The organism is Chryseobacterium sp. MEBOG06, assembly GCF_021869765.1.
Taxonomy (GTDB): domain Bacteria; phylum Bacteroidota; class Bacteroidia; order Flavobacteriales; family Weeksellaceae; genus Chryseobacterium.
This window is the reverse complement of the sequence record NZ_CP084580.1, coordinates 4,746,391-4,769,434: the sequence shown is the minus strand read 5'-3', so window position 1 is coordinate 4,769,434 and position 23,044 is coordinate 4,746,391. Positions and strand designations below refer to the sequence as shown.

General features: G+C 38.9%; 15 protein-coding genes, 2 tRNA genes and 3 rRNA genes. 13 read left to right on the top strand and 7 right to left on the bottom strand.

Annotated elements, in window-relative coordinates:
• Nucleotides 1-37 precede the first annotated feature (37 nt).
• From LF887_RS21780 to rrf, 13 genes are all read left to right on the top strand, one after another.
• Nucleotides 38-928 carry a DUF6089 family protein gene (locus tag LF887_RS21780; protein ID WP_236856346.1) on the top strand — a complete coding sequence of 297 codons (891 nt, stop codon included), beginning with the start codon at nt 38-40 and terminating at the stop codon, nt 926-928.
• 1 nt (nt 929) lies between these two features.
• Nucleotides 930-1,679, top strand: coding sequence for an isoprenyl transferase (locus LF887_RS21775; protein WP_236856345.1), 750 nt, complete (start codon nt 930-932; stop codon nt 1,677-1,679).
• A gap of 27 nt (nt 1,680-1,706) precedes the next feature.
• Nucleotides 1,707-4,241, top strand: a complete 2,535-nt coding sequence (gene bamA, locus LF887_RS21770) for an outer membrane protein assembly factor BamA (RefSeq protein WP_236856344.1) — start codon at nt 1,707-1,709, stop codon at nt 4,239-4,241.
• Between the two features lie 8 nt (nt 4,242-4,249).
• Nucleotides 4,250-4,801 (top strand): OmpH family outer membrane protein, encoded by a 552-nt coding sequence (locus LF887_RS21765; RefSeq protein WP_236856343.1) that lies wholly within the window; start codon nt 4,250-4,252, stop codon nt 4,799-4,801.
• A 65-nt stretch (nt 4,802-4,866) separates the two neighbouring features.
• Nucleotides 4,867-5,370, top strand: coding sequence for an OmpH family outer membrane protein (locus tag LF887_RS21760; RefSeq protein ID WP_236856342.1), 504 nt, complete (start codon nt 4,867-4,869; stop codon nt 5,368-5,370).
• 70 nt (nt 5,371-5,440) lie between these two features.
• Complete coding sequence (locus LF887_RS21755) at nt 5,441-5,926, top strand: acyl-CoA thioesterase (protein ID WP_236856341.1); 486 nt, start codon at nt 5,441-5,443, stop codon at nt 5,924-5,926.
• A 52-nt stretch (nt 5,927-5,978) separates the two neighbouring features.
• Nucleotides 5,979-6,842, top strand: coding sequence for a dTDP-4-dehydrorhamnose reductase (rfbD, locus tag LF887_RS21750; protein WP_236856340.1), 864 nt, complete (start codon nt 5,979-5,981; stop codon nt 6,840-6,842).
• Nucleotides 6,843-6,856: 14 nt separating this feature from the next.
• Nucleotides 6,857-7,540: a hypothetical protein gene (locus LF887_RS21745; protein WP_236856339.1), complete on the top strand. Its 684-nt coding sequence runs from the start codon at nt 6,857-6,859 to the stop codon at nt 7,538-7,540.
• A gap of 583 nt (nt 7,541-8,123) precedes the next feature.
• A 16S ribosomal RNA gene (locus LF887_RS21740) occupies nt 8,124-9,640 on the top strand.
• Between the two features lie 204 nt (nt 9,641-9,844).
• Nucleotides 9,845-9,918 (top strand) — tRNA-Ile (locus LF887_RS21735).
• A gap of 87 nt (nt 9,919-10,005) precedes the next feature.
• Nucleotides 10,006-10,079, top strand: a tRNA-Ala gene (locus LF887_RS21730).
• A gap of 203 nt (nt 10,080-10,282) precedes the next feature.
• Nucleotides 10,283-13,038, top strand: a 23S ribosomal RNA gene (locus tag LF887_RS21725).
• A 141-nt stretch (nt 13,039-13,179) separates the two neighbouring features.
• A 5S ribosomal RNA gene (rrf, locus tag LF887_RS21720) occupies nt 13,180-13,287 on the top strand.
• Together the 16S, 23S and 5S rRNA genes with 2 tRNA genes alongside form the textbook arrangement of a ribosomal RNA operon.
• 290 nt (nt 13,288-13,577) lie before the next feature.
• Here rrf and LF887_RS21715 read toward each other — a convergent pair.
• From LF887_RS21715 to LF887_RS21685, 7 genes are all read right to left on the bottom strand, one after another.
• Nucleotides 13,578-14,147: a hypothetical protein gene (locus tag LF887_RS21715; RefSeq protein WP_236856338.1), complete on the bottom strand. Its 570-nt coding sequence runs from the start codon at nt 14,145-14,147 to the stop codon at nt 13,578-13,580.
• Between the two features lie 12 nt (nt 14,148-14,159).
• Nucleotides 14,160-14,687, bottom strand: coding sequence for a hypothetical protein (locus LF887_RS21710; protein ID WP_236856337.1), 528 nt, complete (start codon nt 14,685-14,687; stop codon nt 14,160-14,162).
• On the bottom strand, nt 14,684-17,437 hold the full coding sequence (locus tag LF887_RS21705; protein ID WP_236856336.1) for a hypothetical protein: 2,754 nt from the start codon (nt 17,435-17,437) through the stop codon (nt 14,684-14,686). The genes LF887_RS21710 and LF887_RS21705 overlap by 4 nt, the downstream gene beginning before the upstream one ends.
• Nucleotides 17,430-18,233: a WxL protein host-binding domain-containing protein gene (locus LF887_RS21700; RefSeq protein WP_236856335.1), complete on the bottom strand. Its 804-nt coding sequence runs from the start codon at nt 18,231-18,233 to the stop codon at nt 17,430-17,432. Before LF887_RS21700 ends, LF887_RS21705 begins: the two co-directional genes overlap by 8 nt.
• Before the next feature lie 102 nt (nt 18,234-18,335).
• A complete protein-coding gene (locus LF887_RS21695; protein ID WP_236856334.1) occupies nt 18,336-18,914 on the bottom strand; it encodes a hypothetical protein in 579 nt (192 codons plus the stop codon).
• A 186-nt stretch (nt 18,915-19,100) separates the two neighbouring features.
• On the bottom strand, nt 19,101-21,446 hold the full coding sequence (locus tag LF887_RS21690) for a phosphocholine-specific phospholipase C (protein ID WP_236856333.1): 2,346 nt from the start codon (nt 21,444-21,446) through the stop codon (nt 19,101-19,103).
• A gap of 83 nt (nt 21,447-21,529) precedes the next feature.
• Complete coding sequence (locus LF887_RS21685) at nt 21,530-23,041, bottom strand: SusD/RagB family nutrient-binding outer membrane lipoprotein (RefSeq protein ID WP_236856332.1); 1,512 nt, start codon at nt 23,039-23,041, stop codon at nt 21,530-21,532.
• Nucleotides 23,042-23,044 lie beyond the last annotated feature (3 nt).

The following is a 23,044-nucleotide window of genomic DNA, read 5'->3' as shown; positions in this document are numbered from 1 at the left end:
ATTAAATTTTAAAATAACCATAAATCCATATTCTTTTATGAATAAAAAATTATTGTTTAGCTTCCTTGCCTTCCTTGGAGTGGTAAGCGTTAAAGCACAAAGAAACGAATTGGGGGTTCGTCTAGGTATGAGTAACCTAGTGGGAGATGTAGGAAGGACAAATTATATTTTACAGAAGCCGTTGGATTTAAGCAGAACGTCAGATTGGGGCATCCCATTTTATGGAGGATTATTATATAGATTTAATTTTAACCCGCATCAGACTATTAGATTGGATTTAGGATACAACCAGGTTCAGTTTAGTGATAAAGCGGCAAAGGAAGATTACAGAAGAAATAGAAACTCATACGGAAAAAACAATGTGTATGAGACGAGTTTAATGTTTGAATATAACTTTTTTCCAGTAAACAATGAGCAGATCAGCATGTTGAGTCCATATATCTTTGGAGGTATTGGCGCTTTGATGTTTGACGCACCTAAAGCTACTTTAGTCAATGACTTCAGAAGAGATGCCGATGGTGTGGCAATGGCTCCGATTAATGAAACGGACTTCAAAACAACTGCAGCTTACTCATTAGGAAAAAAAGTAACAATGCATATCCCTTTTGGAGTAGGATTAAAATATAAATTTAACCACTCATGGGCTATATTTGCAGAAGCTACATTTAGATATACACTGACAGATCAGCTGGATCACAGTAAAATTCTGTCCAAGGATGTGAAAACTTCCTTTAGCGCAGATATTTTGGATCCCGTAACAGGCGGTTCATTATTACAGTCAGGAAACTATTATGCAGTTTCTCAGGAAAGAGAAAAAGAGTTTATTAAAAAGAGAAATATTGGAGATGACAGATCCAATGACTGGATGAATACTTTCAGTCTAGGACTGACATATTCGTTCGGAAGACCTCCATGTTATTGTGAATAATATGTCGTTGATTAAAGATAAAATAAATTCTGAGAATTTACCAAAACACGTAGCCATCATTATGGATGGTAATGGCAGATGGGCAAAATCTCGTGGCGAAGAAAGAACTTTCGGTCACAGAAATGCCATTAATGCAGTGAGAAATGCTATTAATGCCTGTAATGAGATTGATGTTCCATACTTAACACTGTACACGTTCTCTTCGGAAAACTGGAGCCGTCCAAGTGAAGAAGTGAATACACTTATGAACCTGCTTGTAGAAACCTTACTGCTTGAAGCAGAAGAGATCTTCAGCAAAGGATTAAGAATGCATGTGATAGGGAATTTGGAAAAGCTTCCTCCACTAGTAAGTGAACAGTTACAGCGTGTGGTAGACCTTACAAAAGAAAACACAAAAGGAAACCTTGTATTAGCAATAAGCTATGGATCACAAAATGAGATACTTAATGCTGTGAAAAATATAAGTTCCGATGTAAAAGAAGGAAAGATAGAGCTGGAGAATATTAATGAACAACTATTCGAAAACTATCTTTATACTAAAGATTTCCCACCGGTAGATCTTTTGATCAGAACCAGTGGTGAAACAAGAATCAGTAATTTCCTTCTTTGGCAGATTGCTTATGCTGAATTACAGTTTTTAAATGTTCTATGGCCGGATTTTACCAAAGATATTTTCTTCCAGTGTATTGTGGATTATCAAAACAAGGAAAGAAGGTATGGGCTCACCGGAGAGCAGATACAAGGTCAATAAATTTAAAGAAAAGAAAGACTCGATAAAATGAAGTTTAGACTATTACCCATCATTATGTTTGCTGCTTCTGCACATTTTTATGGACAAGTAACTCCACAAGACAGCACTAAAGTAAATAATGCTGTACACGCAGAAAATGAGGCAGGCACTTATACACTTAAAGACATCGTTGTAGATGGGGTAAAAAAATATACACCAGCTCAGATTCTAAGATTTACAGGCTTGACTAAAGGCGAAAGCGTAGATATTCCGGGACAGAAAATCAGCAATGCTGTTAAAAAGCTTTGGGATACCCAATCTTTTTCTGAAGTTGAAGTTTATGTTCAAAGCATTGAAGGTCAGACTGTCGTTTTAAAGTTTTACCTTGAAGATCTGAAAGAACTTGGAGAAGTTAAATTCACAGGGAAGGGGATCGGTAAATCAAAGAACGAAAAAATGGCTAAGGATAACAACCTTAAGCCGGGAACAAAGATTACTCAAAACTTAGTTTCTAGTCTTAAAACCAATGTTCCAAAGGACTATATCAAGAAAGGTTTTGCAGATGCCAAAATCACTATTCAGGATAAAGTAAATGCCGGCGATCCTTCGTTGGTAGACTGGACAATCAATGTAGATAAAGGTAAAAGAATTAAAATTGATCACATTGAATTCGAAGGAAATACAAGTGAGACTGATAGCAAGCTTAGAAATAAAGCTTTTAAAGAAACAAAACAAAAACGTTTCGGGATTGGTGGAATTTTGAAATCTTCAAAATTCATTGAAGAAAAATATCAGGAAGATAAGCAGAATCTTATCAATTATTACAACTCACTGGGGTATAGAGATGCAAAGATCGTTTCAGATTCAGTATGGAGAAATAAAAGAAACAACTACGAGATCAATGTAAAACTGAACGAAGGGAAAAAGTATTATATCGGGGACGTTACGTTCACTGGTAATACAGTGTATGCCACAGAATATTTACAAAGATTATTAGGATATAAGAAAGGAGATATCTACGATGCTGTAGGATTCAACAAAAAAGTTGGTGAAGACGGAGGTAAAGAAGATGATTCAGATATCAAATCCGTTTATATGAATAACGGATACCTTTTCTCAAACGTAACACCTGTCGAAAAATCAGTGAACGGAGATGCTGTAAATCTTGAAGTTAGAATTAACGAAGGTGAACAGGCAAGCTGGAATAAAGTAACTTGGCAAGGGAATACAACAACCCATGACCACGTAATTCTTAGAGCATTAAGAACAAAACCGGGAGAGCTCTTCAAAAAAACAGAAATAAAAAGAACTTATTTTGATTTAGCCGGGATGTCTTTCTTCGACCCTCAGCAGGTAGGACAGGATATTCAGCCAAATCAACAGGATAATACAGTGGATATCAACTGGAAGCTTGTTGAAAAAGGATCCTCTCAGGTACAATTACAGGCGGGTTACGGAGGTAACAGTTTCATTGGTACTTTGGGACTTACATTCAATAACTTCTCGCTTAGAAATTTCCTTAAGTTTAAAGACTTTAAGCCTGTACCTCAAGGAGATGGTCAGACTTTCTCTGTGCAGGTTCAGGCAGGACAGTATTTCCAGAATTATGGAGTTTCATTTACGGAGCCTTGGTTATTCGGAACAAGAGCAACAGCGCTTTCTGTAAGCTTGAATAGTTCAAGAGTAAGATATACCGATGCTTACGGGACAGCTCAGAAACTTAATATATTTTCAGCATCAGCAGGTCTGAACAGACTATTGCACTGGCCGGATGATTATTTCTCACTTTACACAGGACTGCAGTTCCAGAAGTATGACTTCAATAACTATCCATTCCAGTTTGGTGATACTACAGAATATAACGGAACCGCAAATAACTTCAGTGTCAATTTAGGATTAAGTAGAAATTCTGCAGGTATTGACCCGATTTTCCCGACGATGGGATCTAATATAGAGCTTTCAGCGAAGCTGACTCCTCCATACTCATTGTTTAAGAAAAAGGATTATGCTTCAATGTCTCCTATTGACAAATATAAGTGGATGGAGTTCTATAAGATCAAGTTTAAGGCTGATGTATATAACGAAATCGTCGGGAAACTTGTACTGAGATCTTCTGCTGAGATGGGATTCATGGATGGATACAACAAAAACTTGGGGGCACCACCATTTGAAAGATTCTATATGGGAGGTACCGGACTTTTCGGAGGTAGATATGATGGTAGAGAGCTAGTTCCTTTAAGAGGGTATGAAAATGCCAGTACAGCAGGAGGCGAGAACGAGGATATCACCCAAAAAGGAGGAGGTACAATCTATAACAGATTTACTTTAGAATTAAGATATCCAATTTCAATGAGCCAGACTGCAAAAATTTATGCTTTGACATTTGCAGAAGGAGGGAACGTATGGAATTCATGGAGTACTTACAGTCCATTCCAGCTGAAAAGATCAGTAGGGGTTGGAGTAAGAGTATATATGGGAGCATTTGGATTAATCGGATTTGATTTTGCATATGGATTAGACAAAACAATATCAGGAGATGTATCTGGAGGAAAAACCCACTTCTTGATGAACCAAACATTATAATTATTAATATGAAAAACTTTAAAGTAACTTTCACATTCGTTATGCTTCTGTTGTTTGGGCTAAGTAATGCTCAAAAAATAGGAGTTGTAGATACTAATGAGATTTTAAATAAACTACCTCAGTATAAAGAAGCTGAAGCAAGACTTAATGCTCAGATTGATACTTGGCAGTCAGAACTTCAGAATTTACAGTCAGAATACGAAAGAAAGAAAGCTGCTTTTGAAAGTGAAAAAATATTATTAATAGGAGACCAGCTTAAACTTAGAGAAAAAGAAGTTGTAGATCTCGATAAAAATATCAAAACAACTACCAGCTTACGTTTTGGGTCCAATGGTGAGATCACAAAACTGAGAACAAATCTGGTTCTGCCATTTCAGGATCAGATCTGGGGAGCTATTAAAACTATGTCCGAAAAAAATGGATTGGGCATAGTTCTTGATAAAAGCAATAACATTAGTGTTATTTTTCTTCAGGGAAAATATGATTATACAGAAAAAGTGTTGACCATCCTGTTAAAGGGAACTGAGAAAAAAGACAAAAACAATAAAAGTAAAAAGTAAGTTTTGAATTAACTTTTACTTATATTTTAAATCTAAAAACAAATTAAATTATTTATTTACCAGTTATGAAAAAATTAAGTGTATTATTTGCAGCAGTAATGATGGTTGTATCAGTAGGTATGGCAAAGGCTCAAAAAATTGCTACTTTAGATGTGATAGGAGTTCTTAACGCAATGCCTGAAAAGAAAAAAGCAGATGCTGATCTTAAAACATTCTTAGATACAAAACAAGCTGAGATTAAGAAAAAAGCAGATGCTGGACAAGCTAAATATAAGCAGTTTGCAGAAGAAGCGCCTAAGAAAACTGCTGACGAAAACAAAGCTAGAGAAACTGAATTACAAAAAATTCAGGAAGAAATAGCTCAAATGCAGGACAAAGCTCAAAAGGACTTACAAGCTAAGCAAGACGTAGCTTTCGGACCAATTGAGAAAAAATTGAATGATGCTGTAGAAAAAGTTGCTAAAGCTAACGGATACGAGTATGTTATGGATGCAAATTCAGCAGCATTTCTTTATAAAGCTGGAGCAGATGCAACAGCAGCTGTAAAGAAAGAATTAGGAATTCAGTAATTTTAGCAAATTAACAAAGATTTATAAAACTAACCGCCTCTTTTAGAGGTGGTTTTTTTATTTTTGCGGAATGGAAAAAGAAGTATCAACCACGGTAAAAGTTAGGTTTAGTGATTGTGATCCTATCGGACATTTGAATAATGTAAAATATCTCGACTATATGTTCAATGCCAGAGAAGATCATGTAGAGACATTTTATGGATTTACTTATGAAGAATACACTAAAAAGACCGGCTGTACCTGGATTGCGATTCAAAATGAAATTGCCTATTTAAAAGAAGTAAGATATAATACCCAGGTGGTGATCAGCAGCAAAACCATAGACATACAGGATAGAACTGCCAAAGTTGAAATTCTTATGAAAAGCCTGGATGAAAAAACCATTCATGCCGTGCTTTGGGTTACCATTATTTATTTCAATGTCAAAACCAGAAGATCTGAGGTACATCCCGAAGATATAAAACAAATATTTGATAAATTTTACGTGGATTTGCCCCAAAAGGATTTCCAGTCAAGAGTTAAATTTTTAAGATCTCAGAACGCAAGAAATTCTTAATGAACACAACTTCATTGAGAATACTTTGAAAATAAAATTAATAATATAATAAATGAAAAAAATAGCAATAATAGGAAGTAACGGACAGTTGGGAAACTGTATTAGAAAGATTGCACCTGATTTTGAAAACCAATATGAATTTCTATTCACAGATTCATCAACTCTGGATGTCACAAACCAAGAGCAGGTCAATGATTTCTTTTATGATAACAAACCCGATTACTGTATCAATGCTTCTGCATATACAGCCGTAGATCTGGCAGAGACAGAAAAAGAGAAAGCATTTGCAGTAAACGCAGATGGAGTTGCCAACCTTGCACAAGCTTGTGCTGATAATAAATCAGTTTTAATTCATGTTTCTACAGATTATGTTTTTGACGGAAGCACCAATCTGCCATACGCTGAAGATGATTTTACCAATCCAATTGGAGTATACGGAGAATCAAAGAGAAAAGGAGAAGAACTGGCTTTGGAAATAAATCCTCAAACTATTATCCTTAGGACTTCATGGCTGTACTCTGAATTTAATAAGAATTTTGTGAAAACAATGCTGAATTTGTTCGCTCAGAAAGATGAAATGGGAATTGTTGCTGATCAGTTTGGACAACCTACGAACGCAAATGACCTTGCAGAAGCGATTATGGATATTATTCAGGCTCCCAAAAAGACCTATGGCGTTTTTCATTTCTCCAATTATCCTGAAACAACATGGTTTGAATTTGCAAAAAAAATTGCAGAACTCTCTAAGTTACCGGTGAAGTTAAACCCTATAACCACAGAGCAATATCCAACCCCAGCTAAAAGACCTGTAAGAAGTACAATGTCTTTAGATAAAATAGAGCAGATCTACAAAATAGAACCTAAGCACTGGGAAAACAGCCTTGAAGAATGTGTTGATATTCTTTCACAACAATAATACATATAATATAGATGAAGAATATAGCCATTATCATTTCCGTCTTGTGCGCCCAGCTTTGGAATGCACAGAATGTTTATCTGTCCAAAGTCGAAAAAACTAACGACAATTCAGATAAATTCTTCTATAAAAAGGAAGATGCAGCTACTGATGCTGTTTATTTGGGAGAAATAGAAGTACAAGGATTTTCAAAAGATGATGCTGTTGTATTTTCTATGGTATACAAAAAAGGAAAAGAGATCGGAGCCAATACATTTACTTTAAAACCTTTTGAAAATATTGACGGAACTCCCCAGTCATTCAATCCTGCTAACTATAAAATTGCTTTATACTATACTCCCAAAGATAAATTAGCAGCTCAGCATGGAGACTTGTACCTATTTGCATCTTCAGAAAAGAAACAGAAAATAAGTGTTAACAAGGAAGATTATACTTTATCGCCAAGATCATTTTTAAAATTTAAAACGGTTCCGGGAGAAGTATATACAATTTCAACTAAGAAACTTTTAGGTTCCACTATAAAGATTCAGCCAAAAGCGGGTGATGATAACCAATACTTTCAGGTTTCTGCTTTAAAAGTAAAGCCGGATACATCGGGAGTAGGAGGTTTAAATCTAAAATCAGGTGATATTATTGGTTTGGAGAAGTCTTATGCAGAATTTTTAAGCTTAATTTATAAAGAAGAAAAGGCTCAATAAATAGTATTGTGAGGGATTATTCAATGCTTATCTTATATATATGCTTTATTTGAAACATTTGTTTAAAAATTTTAGCCTTACCAGCCAGCGTTTTAGCATCAAATATTAATCAGATATGAATTTAACGTTAAATAAGTTTGCTGTGTAAGGTATAAGTTTCTATCTTTGCCCCACTGAAAAACGAAAGGGATTCGGTAAGCGCAGAAGGGCTTTTAGATAAGCAGAGACAGTATACTTTAAATAGAGAAGATCTGGAAATAAACTTTAAAATTTTAGATAATAAAATTTGTGAGTTAAAAAGAAGTTCTTATCTTTGCATTCCCAAATAGGGGAGCGCAGGAGTATCGGGATTGAGGTTAAGGAAGGGAGTTAAGGTTACTTAAAAAACTTTAAATTTTTCTTTCAAAACATTTGGTCATAACGAAATAAAGTTTTACTTTTGCACTCGCAAATATGGAGCGCCACTGACAGAAGAGAGTGCTTCATTAAAAAGCGGAAGATATAAAGATCATTGACATACAATATAACAACCAAGTAAGGAAAAAACTAAAGCGTCAAAACTTTGAGTGAGTCAGACAAACATACAATGGAGAGTTTGATCCTGGCTCAGGATGAACGCTAGCGGGAGGCCTAACACATGCAAGCCGAGCGGTATTGTTTCTTCGGAAACGAGAGAGCGGCGTACGGGTGCGGAACACGTGTGCAACCTGCCTTTATCTGGGGGATAGCCTTTCGAAAGGAAGATTAATACCCCATAATATAAGAGACGGCATCGTTTTTTATTGAAAACTCCGGTGGATAGAGATGGGCACGCGCAAGATTAGATAGTTGGTGAGGTAACGGCTCACCAAGTCAACGATCTTTAGGGGGCCTGAGAGGGTGATCCCCCACACTGGTACTGAGACACGGACCAGACTCCTACGGGAGGCAGCAGTGAGGAATATTGGACAATGGGTGAGAGCCTGATCCAGCCATCCCGCGTGAAGGACGACTGCCCTATGGGTTGTAAACTTCTTTTGTATAGGGATAAACCTAGATACGTGTATCTAGCTGAAGGTACTATACGAATAAGCACCGGCTAACTCCGTGCCAGCAGCCGCGGTAATACGGAGGGTGCAAGCGTTATCCGGATTTATTGGGTTTAAAGGGTCCGTAGGCGGATCTGTAAGTCAGTGGTGAAATCTCACAGCTTAACTGTGAAACTGCCATTGATACTGCAGGTCTTGAGTGTTGTTGAAGTAGCTGGAATAAGTAGTGTAGCGGTGAAATGCATAGATATTACTTAGAACACCAATTGCGAAGGCAGGTTACTAAGCAACAACTGACGCTGATGGACGAAAGCGTGGGGAGCGAACAGGATTAGATACCCTGGTAGTCCACGCCGTAAACGATGCTAACTCGTTTTTGGATTTTCGGATTCAGAGACTAAGCGAAAGTGATAAGTTAGCCACCTGGGGAGTACGTTCGCAAGAATGAAACTCAAAGGAATTGACGGGGGCCCGCACAAGCGGTGGATTATGTGGTTTAATTCGATGATACGCGAGGAACCTTACCAAGGCTTAAATGGGAAATGACAGGTTTAGAAATAGACTTTTCTTCGGACATTTTTCAAGGTGCTGCATGGTTGTCGTCAGCTCGTGCCGTGAGGTGTTAGGTTAAGTCCTGCAACGAGCGCAACCCCTGTCACTAGTTGCCATCATTAAGTTGGGGACTCTAGTGAGACTGCCTACGCAAGTAGAGAGGAAGGTGGGGATGACGTCAAATCATCACGGCCCTTACGCCTTGGGCCACACACGTAATACAATGGCCAGTACAGAGGGCAGCTACACAGCGATGTGATGCAAATCTCGAAAGCTGGTCTCAGTTCGGATTGGAGTCTGCAACTCGACTCTATGAAGCTGGAATCGCTAGTAATCGCGCATCAGCCATGGCGCGGTGAATACGTTCCCGGGCCTTGTACACACCGCCCGTCAAGCCATGGAAGTCTGGGGTACCTGAAGTCGGTGACCGTAACAGGAGCTGCCTAGGGTAAAACAGGTAACTAGGGCTAAGTCGTAACAAGGTAGCCGTACCGGAAGGTGCGGCTGGAACATCTCATTTTAGAGCGTCTTTAGACGATAAACAAAATTAGTATCGCAAGATACATGCACTTACTTAAAGAGAAGCTTTAGTTTTTTATTTGGTTGCTATATATATAATAATACAAAACCCACTAGAAATTAGTATAGGGATTGAGAGAGACAAGGATGAAGATAAAAGAGTCAGTTAATCTGGTATCTGTTATCTGAATTTAGTCTGACAGACAGTCTCGTAGCTCAGCTGGTTAGAGCGCTACACTGATAATGTAGAGGTCGGCAGTTCGAGCCTGCCCGAGACTACTAATTAAAAAGACGGGAAGATGAAAGAGCCAAGAGGGAAGATGTAAGTCTTGAATCTAGCATCTTTAATCTCTTAGTCTACTAGAGGGGGAATTAGCTCAGCTGGCTAGAGCGCCTGCCTTGCACGCAGGAGGTCAAGGGTTCGACTCCCTTATTCTCCACAGTTTTGGATGACTGATTTAAAAGTTACGAATGGAGCCAAAAACAACATTTGTTCATCAGTTTGAAGAGAAGACATTAAGATCATTGACATTAACGGTAAAGACATCACAAAGAGATAACCGAGCACTTTCGAGTGCCGAGTTTATAAAAATATCGATAAATTTAATTTATCAAAAAATACTGAACTAATATAATTATTAGGAAAGAAATCGTTAAGGGCGTATGGCGGATGCCTAGGCTTTCAGAGGCGACGAAGGACGTGGTAAGCTGCGAAAAGCTGCGGGGATTGGCACACACGAATTGATCCGCAGATGTCCGAATGGGGCAACCCGGCTGGTTGAAGACCAGTCACCTCGTAAGAGGAGCAAACCCGGAGAACTGAAACATCTAAGTACCCGGAGGAAAAGAAATCGAAGAGATTCCGTAAGTAGTGGCGAGCGAAAGCGGATTAGCCCAAAAGCTGATATATGTTTAATAGAATGTTCTGGAAAGAACAGCCGTAGCGGGTGATAGCCCCGTATATGAAAGGCATATTTGAGTGATAAATGAGTAGGGCGGGACACGTGAAATCCTGTCTGAATATGGGGGGACCATCCTCCAAGGCTAAATACTCCTGAAAGACCGATAGTGAACAAGTACTGTGAAGGAAAGGTGAAAAGCACTTCGAATAGAAGGGTGAAATAGAACCTGAAACCGTACGCCTACAAGCGGTCGGAGCACCTATATGGTGTGACGGCGTGCCTTTTGCATAATGAGCCTACGAGTTAATTTTACTAGCGAGGTTAAGGTATTAAGTACCGGAGCCGGAGCGAAAGCGAGTCTGAATAGGGCGTATAGTTAGTAGGATTAGACGCGAAACCTTGTGATCTACCCATGGGCAGGTTGAAGCTCTGGTAACACAGAGTGGAGGACCGAACCGGTTGACGTTGAAAAGTCTTCGGATGACCTGTGGGTAGGGGTGAAAGGCCAATCAAACTGGGAGATAGCTCGTACTCTCCGAAATGCATTTAGGTGCAGCGTCGATGTTAAGTTTATTAGAGGTAGAGCTACTGATTGGATGCGGGGGAGTCAAATCCTACCAATTCCTGACAAACTCCGAATGCTAATAAATGTTCGTCGGCAGTGAGGGCATGGGTGCTAAGGTCCATGTCCGAGAGGGAAAGAACCCAGACCAACAGCTAAGGTCCCCAAATATATGTTAAGTTGAAGCAACGCGGTTGGACTGCATTGACAGCTAGGATGTTGGCTTGGAAGCAGCCATTCATTTAAAGAGTGCGTAACAGCTCACTAGTCGAGCGGTCCGGCATGGATAATAATCGGGCATAAACATATTACCGAAGCTATGGATTTGTATTTATATACATCTGGTAGGAGAGCATTCTATTTGCGCCGAAGCAGTACTGTGAGGTATTGTGGAGCGGATAGAAAAGAAAATGTAGGCATAAGTAACGATAAAGCGGGCGAGAAACCCGCTCACCGAAAGACTAAGGTTTCCTCAGCCATGCTAATCAGCTGAGGGTTAGTCGGGACCTAACGCGAACCCGAAAGGGGTAGTGGATGGACAATGGGTTAATATTCCCATACTTGCTCACACTAAAAAGGGGACGGAGTGCCGTACTTACTGGAGACTGACGGAATAGTCAAGGCCTAGCCTTCGGGCGAAGCTGCTGTAGGGAAAGTGCTTCCAAGAAAAGCCGAAGTGAAGCAACCCGTACCAAAACCGACACAGGTAGTCGAGGAGAGAATCCTAAGGTGCTAGAGTGAATCATGGTTAAGGAACTAGGCAAAATAGTCTCGTAACTTCGGGAGAAGAGACGCCATCAGCAATGGTGGCCGCAGTAAAGAGGCCCAGGCGACTGTTTATCAAAAACACAGGACTCTGCAAAATCGAAAGATGCAGTATAGGGTCTGACACCTGCCCGGTGCTGGAAGGTTAAGGAAGGTGCTTAGCGTAAGCGAAGGCATTAACTGAAGCCCCAGTAAACGGCGGCCGTAACTATAACGGTCCTAAGGTAGCGAAATTCCTTGTCGGGTAAGTTCCGACCTGCACGAATGGTGTAACGATCTGGGCACTGTCTCAACCATGAGCTCTGTGAAATTGTAGTCTCGGTGAAGATGCCGAGTACCCGCAATGGGACGAAAAGACCCTGTGAACCTTTACTATAACTTCGTATTGACTTTGAGTAAGTAATGTGTAGGATAGGTGGGAGGCTTTGAAGCAGGCACGCTAGTGTTTGTGGAGCCAACGTTGAAATACCACCCTTTACTTACTTGGAGCCTAACTTCTGTATGGAAGGACATTGCGTGGTGGGTAGTTTGACTGGGGTGGTCGCCTCCAAAAGAGTAACGGAGGCTTTCAAAGGTACCCTCAGCACGCTTGGTAACCGTGCGTAGAGTGTAATGGCATAAGGGTGCTTGACTGTGAGACCTACAAGTCGATCAGGTGCGAAAGCAGGACATAGTGATCCGGTGGTTCCGTATGGAAGGGCCATCGCTCATAGGATAAAAGGTACTCCGGGGATAACAGGCTAGTCTCCCCCAAGAGCTCACATCGACGGGGAGGTTCGGCACCTCGATGTCGGCTCGTCACATCCTGGGGCTGGAGAAGGTCCCAAGGGTTGGGCTGTTCGCCCATTAAAGTGGCACGCGAGCTGGGTTCAGAACGTCGTGAGACAGTTCGGTCTCTATCTATTGCGGGCGTTAGATGTTTGAGAGGGCTTGATTCTAGTACGAGAGGACCGAATTGAACAAACCTCTGGTGTATCAGTTGTACCGCCAGGTGCACTGCTGAGTAGCTACGTTTGGAAGAGATAAGCACTGAAAGCATATAAGTGCGAAACTCGCCTCAAGATGAGACATCTTTTAAGGGTCGTTGGAGATGACGACGTTGATAGGCTATAGGTGTAAAGACAGTAATGTCATAGCCAAGTAGTACTAATTACCCGTAGATTTATAGCCTAATATGGCGCACGGAAGTGCAGCAAGGTTACCTCTTTGTGAAAGTTTTTATCGATAAACCAGGTAGCAGATGTTGGCTATTAGGAAGCAGGATAAGCCTGCAGCCTTTTACCTCTAACCTGCAACCTTATATACCTTCTTTAGGGTGGTTTTAGCGGTGGGGCTCACCTGTTCCCATTCCGAACACAGAAGTTAAGCCCACCAGCTCCGATGGTACTGCGAAAGCGGGAGAGTAGGTCGCCGCCAGTTTTTATTTTATTTTTAAAAATCCTTTATCATAACGATAAAGGATTTTTTTTTGCATCTATATGATCTGATCTAGTCTAGTCTAATCATAATCTATATCAACCGGGCTAAAGCCCGCTTCTATTGAATAAGGATAGTCTTTCTTATAACTCCTTCCTTATGAGAACATGATACAACAAGAACGCTGACATACCCCATCAACCGTACTTATCCCATACACAGTCTTATTCAGACTCATAAGTCATCATGAGAGATTCATTCTCCATTTTAAACTCTCAATTTTTCACTTTCAATTAATTCGCGCCAATTGTAAAAACAATCTGTGCACTATATGAAGCAGCAGGAACAGTTACGGAAACACCCGCTATCTGTAACTGTACACTGATAGCCGAAAAATTTACACTGTTACCAAGCCCCAAAACTCCGGTAAAGTTTATCGTGAAAAATGAAGCGGCAGTGGCCAGTGGTATTTCTGTATAAGTAGTTCCGCCATTAATAGTGGCGGTACAGAGAACACAGATTCCATTGATTGTGGTACTCCCTCCAGCTCTTTTGGCATAGAGGTGTAGATTGCTGTTCCATGTAGTAGCATTATAATGCGTACTTACTCTGGCAGCACCGCTCGAAAGAAGATTTAGAAAAGAACCCGGTAGATTTCCGGATAAAATGATAACATTACTTGCACTTTGATAAGTCCCTGTATAATTATCTCCTGCTTCTGTAATGGCAGGTACACTTACAGCCCAGGTACTTCCGGCAGGAGTTATAGTTTGTGCTCTTACATATATGCTAATTAGTAAGGGAATGAGATATAGGTATATTTTTAAGAGCGTTTCTCTGAGGAAGTGACTGTAAATCTTCATTTTTTTCAGTTTTTATTCTGTGATGGTATAAGTAACTAAAATAGAAGTATTGGTTCTATTTGCTAAAAGGGCATAACTACTAGGAACTAATGAAATGGTAAGCCTATGGCCATTGCTGGTCCCATTGCCCGTGTAAGCACCTCCTATACCGCTGATAATAGTAACTGGTGTAGTGGTAAGAGTAACCTGAGCTGAGGGTGTTCCCAACGTTCCTCCCCCTGCTCCGGAAGCAGCTGCAGCCTGTAGTGTGATATTTAATCCAGCAATGACAGTGTTTACGGATGCCGTTATTCTTCTGGTCAGCCCTCCCGAAGCTATTGCGGAACTGTAATTAATCCATTTTGTAGTATTGGGAGTTGGATTAACTAAGGCATTACCAGCTTCTGTAGGGGCCGTAAAATTTAATGTAATATTTCCTGAGGGCTCAATATCCATTAAGGTTACGATGGGTAAAGTTAGCGTAACATTACCCGCCTGAGAATATATTGAACAGGATAAAAGAACGCAGGCTATTAATACTATGGAACGGATTAAACTCATTTCTTCTTTTTTATTTCGTTATATCCTACTTTTAAGGATTCCTGTTGGTATTTGATTTCTATCTGCTGCTTGACAACATGGATACTTAATTTTTTTGTTTCCGCAGGCTGTAAAGTAAACTGGAACTTATCTGTTGAGATTTTGTAACGCTTATCAAGACCATTTCGGTAAACTTTAACGGTCCAGTCACCGGGCCGGAGATAAGTAAAATCAAAATCTTCACCTATAAAGCATATTTTACGGTAAGTCTGATCATTGCTTACCGCTTCTACAATGATACTTTCTTTTTTCGCTTTTTCTTTTCTATGCAACAATTCTGAAACATCTGTCTGATTCCTTTCTTCAGTTTTTGCAAATTGAATATTTCCTTTTATATCAGCGGCGGTAGTTAATCCGAAATTGAAGATGTTTTCTTTATTTATGAGAGAAAGAGCAGTAGGAAATGCCAATGTCGGGATATCATTAATATCTGTGGTTGACCGGTCTATTTCCAGAAAATAATTACCGGGAGTTACATTTTTAAACAGATAATTCCCCTCTTTATCCGTTACAGACAGATAGCTTCCCAGCATTAGCCTTATCCCGTCTGTTTTTTTAATTCCAAGATTCCGAATATTGCCTGATAAAGTAATATATTCAGCTACTTTCTGTACCGGGACATTAGGACGCCAGGTATAGCGCATTGAAAATATAAAATCTTTGTTTCCTATTTCTCCTCTTTGTAAAGAATATCTTCCGGAAAGATCAAGATCATTTCCCGGAAATAACTGTTGATGAAACAGAAGTTCAAATAAATTCCTGTCTCTGAAATATTCCTCAGGCATATAATTATTCTGATAAAAAAGGCTCAGATTAGTCTTGTCCGAAAATCTGCTGAATATTCTCGCTCCATAATACAGGTTTTTCTGATTTTGCAGCAGATACCTTGAAGTGATCGCATAGCTTCCGAATACATTAAATGAAGTTCTGAATTTTTGAAATGAAAGATTAGCAGAATAAAGACTGGAGTTCCCACTAAATTGGGTAAGATAGTTGTCTGTTTTACCAAACTGCCCGTCAAGATTGATCTGAAATACTCCGATCTGCTGGTTAATACTGATTTTGAGATACCGCTCATAATAGTCAAACTGTCGGGGCTCTAAGCGATCCTGATATTTTTGATAACCGTTATTGAGTGTAATAAAACCATTAAGATGGTATTTGTATTGTAGCCCATACTGAAAGTATTTTCTGTAAGGTGCGGCAAGTAATAGAGTGTCCCTTTGGAAATTTCGGGCATCCTGCATATAATTGGCAAAGACACTGATTTTTTTCGTGATATTATAATAGATGTTACCGTTAAAAGTATTGGTATTGGTAAAGTATCCTGCAAAGTCAGGACTTGCTTTCATATACATTAAATTTCCATTGAACTTTTGAAAGATAGCTTCAGCCTGTACTATATAAGCCGTTCCTTCTGTTTTTTTTGTAGCACTGTAGGAAAATTCTCCAGAAAGATTAATATTTCTTGAAATCTTGAATTTACCTTTAGCATAGGGAAGATGAGCATCTGAATCTAATCTTACATCTCCGTAATTAATTTCTTCTTTTCTTGGAGTTTTGTACAGATATCCAACAGAAATTTCTGATTCTTTTCTGATCTTGAAAGCTGAATAAATATTAATTTCATCTTTAATATCCCTGAAAAATCTGGGATGATTGTAAAATCCACCCAGGCTCACTTTATTAAAATTATAACGGATTTCTGCTCCGCGGCCATATCTTGCGAATTCCGTTAAGTAGGAAGAGGAATATGTTTTATCACCAAGATGTACAAAAAGATTGTCCCGTTTATAGTTGACGAAATATTCTTCGTACTGAGTGAATGAATTCAATTCTACAGGATTGTGTGTGGCGGCATGAAATTCAATCTGATTTTTATTTTCTTTATCCAAAGTTCCCTTACCATAAATCTCACCCTGGAATCCATCATGATAAACCCCCATATTCTTCATTCCAATGAAAGATAATGATGCTGAAACAGGAATTCTGTGATAGATATCGTTTTCCGATGGTTTCACTGATATAATCTGAGTACTTGCATAGAGATCCTGATTTTCTTTGGGATTGTCCTTACTATATACCGAAAGATTTAGATTTTGAAATTCATTTTGCCTGATTTCAGGATTGGTTACTTTATGTATCGTAATTATTTTGGATTCATTAGGGCCTAAAACAATTGATGCATCCTGATCAAGAACAGCATTCTTACTTTCCAGAGTAAGATTTTCCGTGACATTGCCATTATTTTTTAAAAGAAATGAAGAATGGATGGTTTCTCCGGCTCTTACAAACTCAGGGGAGTCTAATTTGGTAAGCAATAATTTTCTGTTTCCGGAAACGGTTACTTTTGAGATTTTTGAAAAAGACATGCCGTTATAACGGTCAGTAATATGTAATGTGACTGAGTAATCCCCCTGTGCAGTTTCTGCCGCAACCCTCAAGGGAACCAGATATACTGAAGTTTCCTGAGGGGAAATCTGGAATTCTCCCTTTGCTAAAATAGGTGTAATATTGAGGGTCGAAGTAGTAACTACAATGTCATAGACTTTGTTTTCTGATGAGATATTTTCCAATGGAAATGGAACAGAAGTAGACATTCCCGGCATTAGGCTATCTTTTTTACTGATCAATCGGTGTGACTGATTCTGAGAAAAAGTAAATACCGGGAATAAGAGGATAATAAATAATAATGTCCAGGTTCTAATCATTTTTTACTTCTAGTTCCACATTGAGCGCAAAAGCATTCTCTTCTTCGTCTGTGGCCATTATAGTAGCCTTATATTTATCCGGTGGTACTTTACTGATATCAATATAAAATGTTTTGGAGGTAGAAGGCAGCAATCCCATCGTTATACTGGAATAATTTCCAATTTTTTCTCCTGTTTTACGGTTATAGATCTCAATAGTAGCCGTAGGTTTGCAATAAAGATTTCCGTTGTTGGATATTGCAATTTTTGCGGTTTGTTTTCCTTCTTCTTTTTCTACTTTTACACTTTCGAACTTAAGCTCCGGTTTAGCATTTTCGCCTTCATAATCTGTAATGACCTGAATGGCATAGCGTATTATAGAAGTGATGCTCACTCCCGGTTTATTATCGCTGGGTTTGATATCTTCTACAGGTTCCACAATAATTACGCTCCAGTAGCTGCCAGGATTTGCAACCTGATCGGGAACCGTAATTTCATAGAATACTTCTGTTTTTTCTTTACCTTTCAGGGTGACTAAATTCGTGTTGAATTTAATCCAATTTCCATTAGTTCTTTTATTGGTTTGCAGTGCAGTGTACTGGGTCGTTCCATCAGCATTATAACTAAAGTCCTGTAAAAATAATTTTACACTTTGAGGATTATTACTGGTATTTTCAATCGCAACTTTTCCTTTATAAACTTTTCCGTTTTCTACCTTGTAGGAATGCGTAAGCCCGTTGAGAATCACAATGCCGGCATGTAAAAAGCTGAACTGCAAAATCAGGGTGATCAAGAGAAGAATACGCTTTATCATCATGTAAAGTTTGTCATTAAATTATAGGTAATACAAAAACAGGAAGAAACTGGTATGCAATTTCTCCTTGTTTTTTAAAGGGCAGAATAGAATTTTATTTAAATTCTAATTGTCTGATATTGTATAGGTAACTGTTGCTACTGTAGTGGCTGTTGCCTGTAAGTCTGCATAAGCTGCTACTCCTCCAGGGCCGCTTCCTGCTGCAAGAGCATAGGTAAGATTATGCCCGTTATTGGCACCATTTCCTGTGTAAGCACTTCCAATACCGGAAATAATGGTCTGGTCAGCCGCACTTAAAGTTAATAACCCAGCAGATGATCCCAATGTACCAGCTCCGGATCCGGTGGCTGCAGCAGCAGTTACATGGATATCTACTCCAGGAATGATGGCATTTACTTTTACAGTCACATTACGTGTAGGATCTGCAACAGATTTGATGGAAGAATAATTAAGCCATAATGTAGTATTAGCTGCTGCCGGAAGAAGAGGATTCCCTGCTTCTGTTGGAGCGGTGAAGCCTAGTGTGATGTTTTTTGTAGCAGAAGGTTCAATATCTACTAAAGCGACTTCAGGGATAGAAATCGTAATCGTATGATTATCCGTATTGGTATCCTGAGCGCTTAAACTTGCGGATACAGCAACTGCAAATAATGACATTGCAATTGTTAATTTTAGTTTTTTCATGATGCTGAGAATTAGTTAAGTGAATATAACAAAATTCAGCTTACTGTGAAAAAAATATATTATATTTTTTATATTGTTGTTTATTTGTTTAAAGTAATGCAATATAGTTGAGATATATTTCACTATTGGCTATTGAAAAACCTGTACAGGTAGGTACAGGTTTTTCAAAATAACTCTAATTTTTTTCTATGCCCAGTGAGGGTCAGAAACAGAAACTTTTCCAGTTTCTATTCTTCCTGCAAAATGCCATAGCCGGTCTTCGTGAGTGATTTTAAAATCATACCACCCTTTATTTTTGCTAAGATCAAGAAATATTTTATCTTCCGGCTTTTGTAATGATATAGTCTTTTTAGTTTTACCATACACATCTTCCAGGCTGATAGAAATATTTTTCTTTTTGTTGTTTCTGATGATCATTTCAACCTGGTTCTTAGAGGTATTATTGACTAATATGACCTCCAATTCAGAACCGGAATCCCCCTTAAACTTCCTGAAAAAGCCATTGGGACCAAAAACTTCGTAATCATATGCTCCCGAATGTACCGCATGGGTTAGTTCCTGTCTGGAATATAGAGCATAAGAAAAATGATAATTGCTATTGCTGAATTGAGTTCTGTCATAAACCAGTAAAGGAACTCCATTCTCTTTCAGATTCACCATTTTTATTTTTCCAGCTTCTAAATTCACATGGAAATGATATGGTAATGGATTGGAAGGCTTCAACCCTCGTTCCTGAATCTCAAGCAAATCGTCAATAAGCTCGTTTTCAGAATACCATTTCAAATCAGGGACCGGTTTATTTTTAGCGGCGTTAATGGTTTTAGCATACTCTTTCTGATTCAGATAATCCATCTGAGGGGCAGCTACATTTGATGAGTTGAATGCTGATGTAAGATCTCCGCATATTGCCCTTCTCCAGTCACTGATGTTGTCAATATGAACATCTTTTTTGAATTTTTTCATGATGAATTTCTCCAGAAACTGCAATACGGAAGTATGATCTGAAACTTCAGAATTTACGAAACCTCCTTTCGTCCAAGGAGAAGCGATGATCATTGGAACTCTGTATCCAAGACCTACTGTTCCTTCTACTTTTTCATAATCTTTTAAAGAAGGATTAGACATATATTCCTGCGATCTGTCGACATACTCCACACCGTCTTTTCCGTTCATATCAACCGGTTGGCTTGGATTAATGGGCGGTGCAAATGGAAGCACGTGATCAAAATACCCGTCGTTTTCATCGTAATTGATGATGAATATTGTTTTTTTCCAGGTCTCAGGATCCTTGGTCAGAATATTTAAAACCTCTGAAATATACCATGCTCCATACCAAGGTGATCCTGGATGATCAGAAAAATGTTCAGGGGCAACCAGCCATGATACCAATGGAAGTTTTTTCTCATCTACATCTTTACGGAACTGAAACAGAACATCTCCTTTAGGTACAACCAGTCTTTCTCCGTTTTCATCCTTTCCAATCTCCAGATTCCAGTAATCAGGATCATTAGAGTTTGTAGTGAAAGCTTTTTCGTGAAGGTTTTTCTCCTCTTTTGATAGTTTTGAATAATTATCCGGGTGATATTTTACCTGATCTTCCTGCAATTCGGAAATCAGGGTTTCCAGTCTTTCTTTCTGTTTAGGATTTTTTTCAATTTCCTGTTTAAGGTAGGTAATGATATTGGGAATATTTTCAAAATATCCTTTTGAAAACTTTACATTATATTTTGAAAACCATTCAATTGGGTTATCCGTAAAATTACTTAGCCACGCCTCCTGTTCTCCGGACATTCCTTTTGGAAGGCTTACTTCGTTCTGATAAATCCTCCATGAGACATTCTGCTGCTCCAAAATCTCAGGGAAACTTTTCCATTTGGCTTGTCTGGATTTATCGTAATCAATATTTTCATTCACTACATTGGCCCTTGCCTTCCCGTTTTGCTGCTCTCTTAAGGTTCCGGACCAGAGGAACAATCTGTTCGGAGTAGTTCCGGTAAGTGAAGAGCAGAAATACTGATCGAATATCGTAAAAGCGTCGGCAAGCTGGTAATAAAAAGGGAGATCTTCCCGGTTATAATATCCTAACGTCAATGGGATATTTTTATAATCTTTATTTCCCGAAGCTTTTGCCTGGAGCCATTGATCATATTTTCCTTTATTGAGAGCATGCTGCTGATTTTCCCAGGAATGAGGAAGTGAACTCATCCATGTTGCTTTGGTATTTCTCAGATCCAGACGGGCTGGAGCAGCATATTTTCCAGAGTTTTCCTTCTGAAAGAATACGGAATGTCCGTCTTGCTTTACAAAAGCTCTTTTATCCAAAAAGCCACGAACCCCCTTAAGGGCTCCAAATGCATGATCAAATGACCGGTTCTCCTGCATCAGGATTACGACATGTTCTGCATCATAAAAAGTAGACTGGGCTGCCGGGTCGATTGCTAAAGCTTTTAAAATAGAAGGGTGCAGAACACTTGAAGTTCCCAATCCTGCTAATAAAATACTTGATTTTTCTAAAAATTCTCTTCTGTTCATGTTCAATCGTAATAAGAAAGAAACCGCAAGTTAATAGGATTTTCCTGCGGTTTCTTTGTTTGTGTATAAAAATAATCAGATTTCTACTGTAACCACCACGGTTTAGAGTTAATATTATCATTCCCTCCATACTGGCTTGCCAGAGCAGCTTTCAAATTACTGCTGTTATAATTATATTCCGACTGTGGATATCTGAATCGGAACGGTGCAGCCACTCCGGCCTTTAAAGGGTAATTAGGATATCCGGTTCTCAGATAATCATAATAAGAGGTCCACTGTGCCTGATGGAACATGGTCATATATTTTTGGGTCATGATTTTTTCCAATTGTACCTGTAACGGATCAGCATTGTTATAAACCACCAAAGGGGTTGCCAGATACTGGTTTACATCAAAACCTGAGAAATATTGTCCCGGATTTTTCACATAGGTCTGATAAAAATTGAAACTTCCTTTGATAGCATTATCATAATGTGTTTTTGCAGATCCGGAAATCCATCCTCTGGCAGCAGCTTCGGCTAAAATGAATTCTAATTCGGGATAGCTCAGTACAGACGAAGGCTCATTAGTAGGGTCTTTATAAAAACGATCGTTTACCTTAGAAATGTTTTTTGCTGTGATCAATGCCGCATTGTCAGAATAAGGAGAGGTAGGGTTTCCACCGTTGTATGCTGTAAAATCGGTAATTGCTTTTCCGGCTTCTTTAGCTCCTGTAGTCTGTGCTGCAAAGGTGAACAAACGGGGATCATGCCTGTCCTTGAACATATTAATGAAATAATCTGCCATATATAAGCTGGAACCATATCCACTGTTGTTGAACATACTATACCTGCTGTCTGCTGCATCTGCAAATTTAAGTTCACCATTATCTGCAATGGAAGACATTAAAGGCTGGCTTCCCGCTATTGATGCAAATTCTGTGGCAATATTGTAATTTCCTACAGTCGTTTTTTTAGATAAGGTAATCAAAATTTTCAGTCGGAACGAATTGATCAGTTTTTTCCACTTTGAAGCATCTCCGTTGTAGATAATATCGCCTTCAATTTTATCATTGGTATTAATAAGATCATTCGCTTCTTTTAATTCTGATAAAATTCCGGACATGACAGCATCCTGACTGTCATACTTGGGCTGGGTAATTCCGGCTTCGCCCTTTGCTGCTTCAGAATAAGGAATGCTGCCTACCTTTAAGCTGATATTAAAGAAATGATAAGCTCTGAAGAACTTTCCAATGGCAACATAATTTTTATTATTTCTTTTTTCGGCCTCCTGCATCATTTTTACCGTATTCAGGAGTCCTTTTGTATAAATTTCAAACGATGCATCATTCCATTTCATATACTGATAGGCATTTTCGCCATCAGTACCAATCATCATTCTTGACGCATACATATTATCACCATTCACCTGGAAAGTGTATTTTGAAACGTAGGTAAGAAGATAGGTAGGATCTACACTTGAAGGGTCATTAGGATTCTCATTGATTGTATCTAAGTTGGATTTACAGGAAGTTAATGCTAATACTCCTGCAAGCATCAGAGATTTGATAGTAAGCCATCTGGCTGATTTATCTGCCTTATTTATATTGTTTTTCATTGT

Bases quoted from the DNA above. Each gene is read 5' to 3' on its own strand.
- LF887_RS21780 (WP_236856346.1), top strand. From the start codon at position 38: ATGAATAAAAAATTATTGTTTAGCTTCCTTGCCTTCCTTGGAGTGGTA.
- LF887_RS21685 (WP_236856332.1), bottom strand. From the start codon at position 23,041: ATGAAAAACAATATAAATAAGGCAGATAAATCAGCCAGATGGCTTACT.
- LF887_RS21690 (WP_236856333.1), bottom strand. From the start codon at position 21,446: ATGAACAGAAGAGAATTTTTAGAAAAATCAAGTATTTTATTAGCAGGA.
- LF887_RS21760 (WP_236856342.1), top strand. From the start codon at position 4,867: ATGAAAAAATTAAGTGTATTATTTGCAGCAGTAATGATGGTTGTATCA.
- rfbD (WP_236856340.1), top strand. From the start codon at position 5,979: ATGAAAAAAATAGCAATAATAGGAAGTAACGGACAGTTGGGAAACTGT.
- LF887_RS21710 (WP_236856337.1), bottom strand. From the start codon at position 14,687: ATGAGTTTAATCCGTTCCATAGTATTAATAGCCTGCGTTCTTTTATCC.
- LF887_RS21745 (WP_236856339.1), top strand. From the start codon at position 6,857: ATGAAGAATATAGCCATTATCATTTCCGTCTTGTGCGCCCAGCTTTGG.
- LF887_RS21695 (WP_236856334.1), bottom strand. From the start codon at position 18,914: ATGAAAAAACTAAAATTAACAATTGCAATGTCATTATTTGCAGTTGCT.
- LF887_RS21775 (WP_236856345.1), top strand. From the start codon at position 930: ATGTCGTTGATTAAAGATAAAATAAATTCTGAGAATTTACCAAAACAC.
- LF887_RS21700 (WP_236856335.1), bottom strand. From the start codon at position 18,233: ATGATGATAAAGCGTATTCTTCTCTTGATCACCCTGATTTTGCAGTTC.
- LF887_RS21705 (WP_236856336.1), bottom strand. From the start codon at position 17,437: ATGATTAGAACCTGGACATTATTATTTATTATCCTCTTATTCCCGGTA.
- LF887_RS21715 (WP_236856338.1), bottom strand. From the start codon at position 14,147: ATGAAGATTTACAGTCACTTCCTCAGAGAAACGCTCTTAAAAATATAC.
- LF887_RS21765 (WP_236856343.1), top strand. From the start codon at position 4,250: ATGAAAAACTTTAAAGTAACTTTCACATTCGTTATGCTTCTGTTGTTT.
- bamA (WP_236856344.1), top strand. From the start codon at position 1,707: ATGAAGTTTAGACTATTACCCATCATTATGTTTGCTGCTTCTGCACAT.
- LF887_RS21755 (WP_236856341.1), top strand. From the start codon at position 5,441: ATGGAAAAAGAAGTATCAACCACGGTAAAAGTTAGGTTTAGTGATTGT.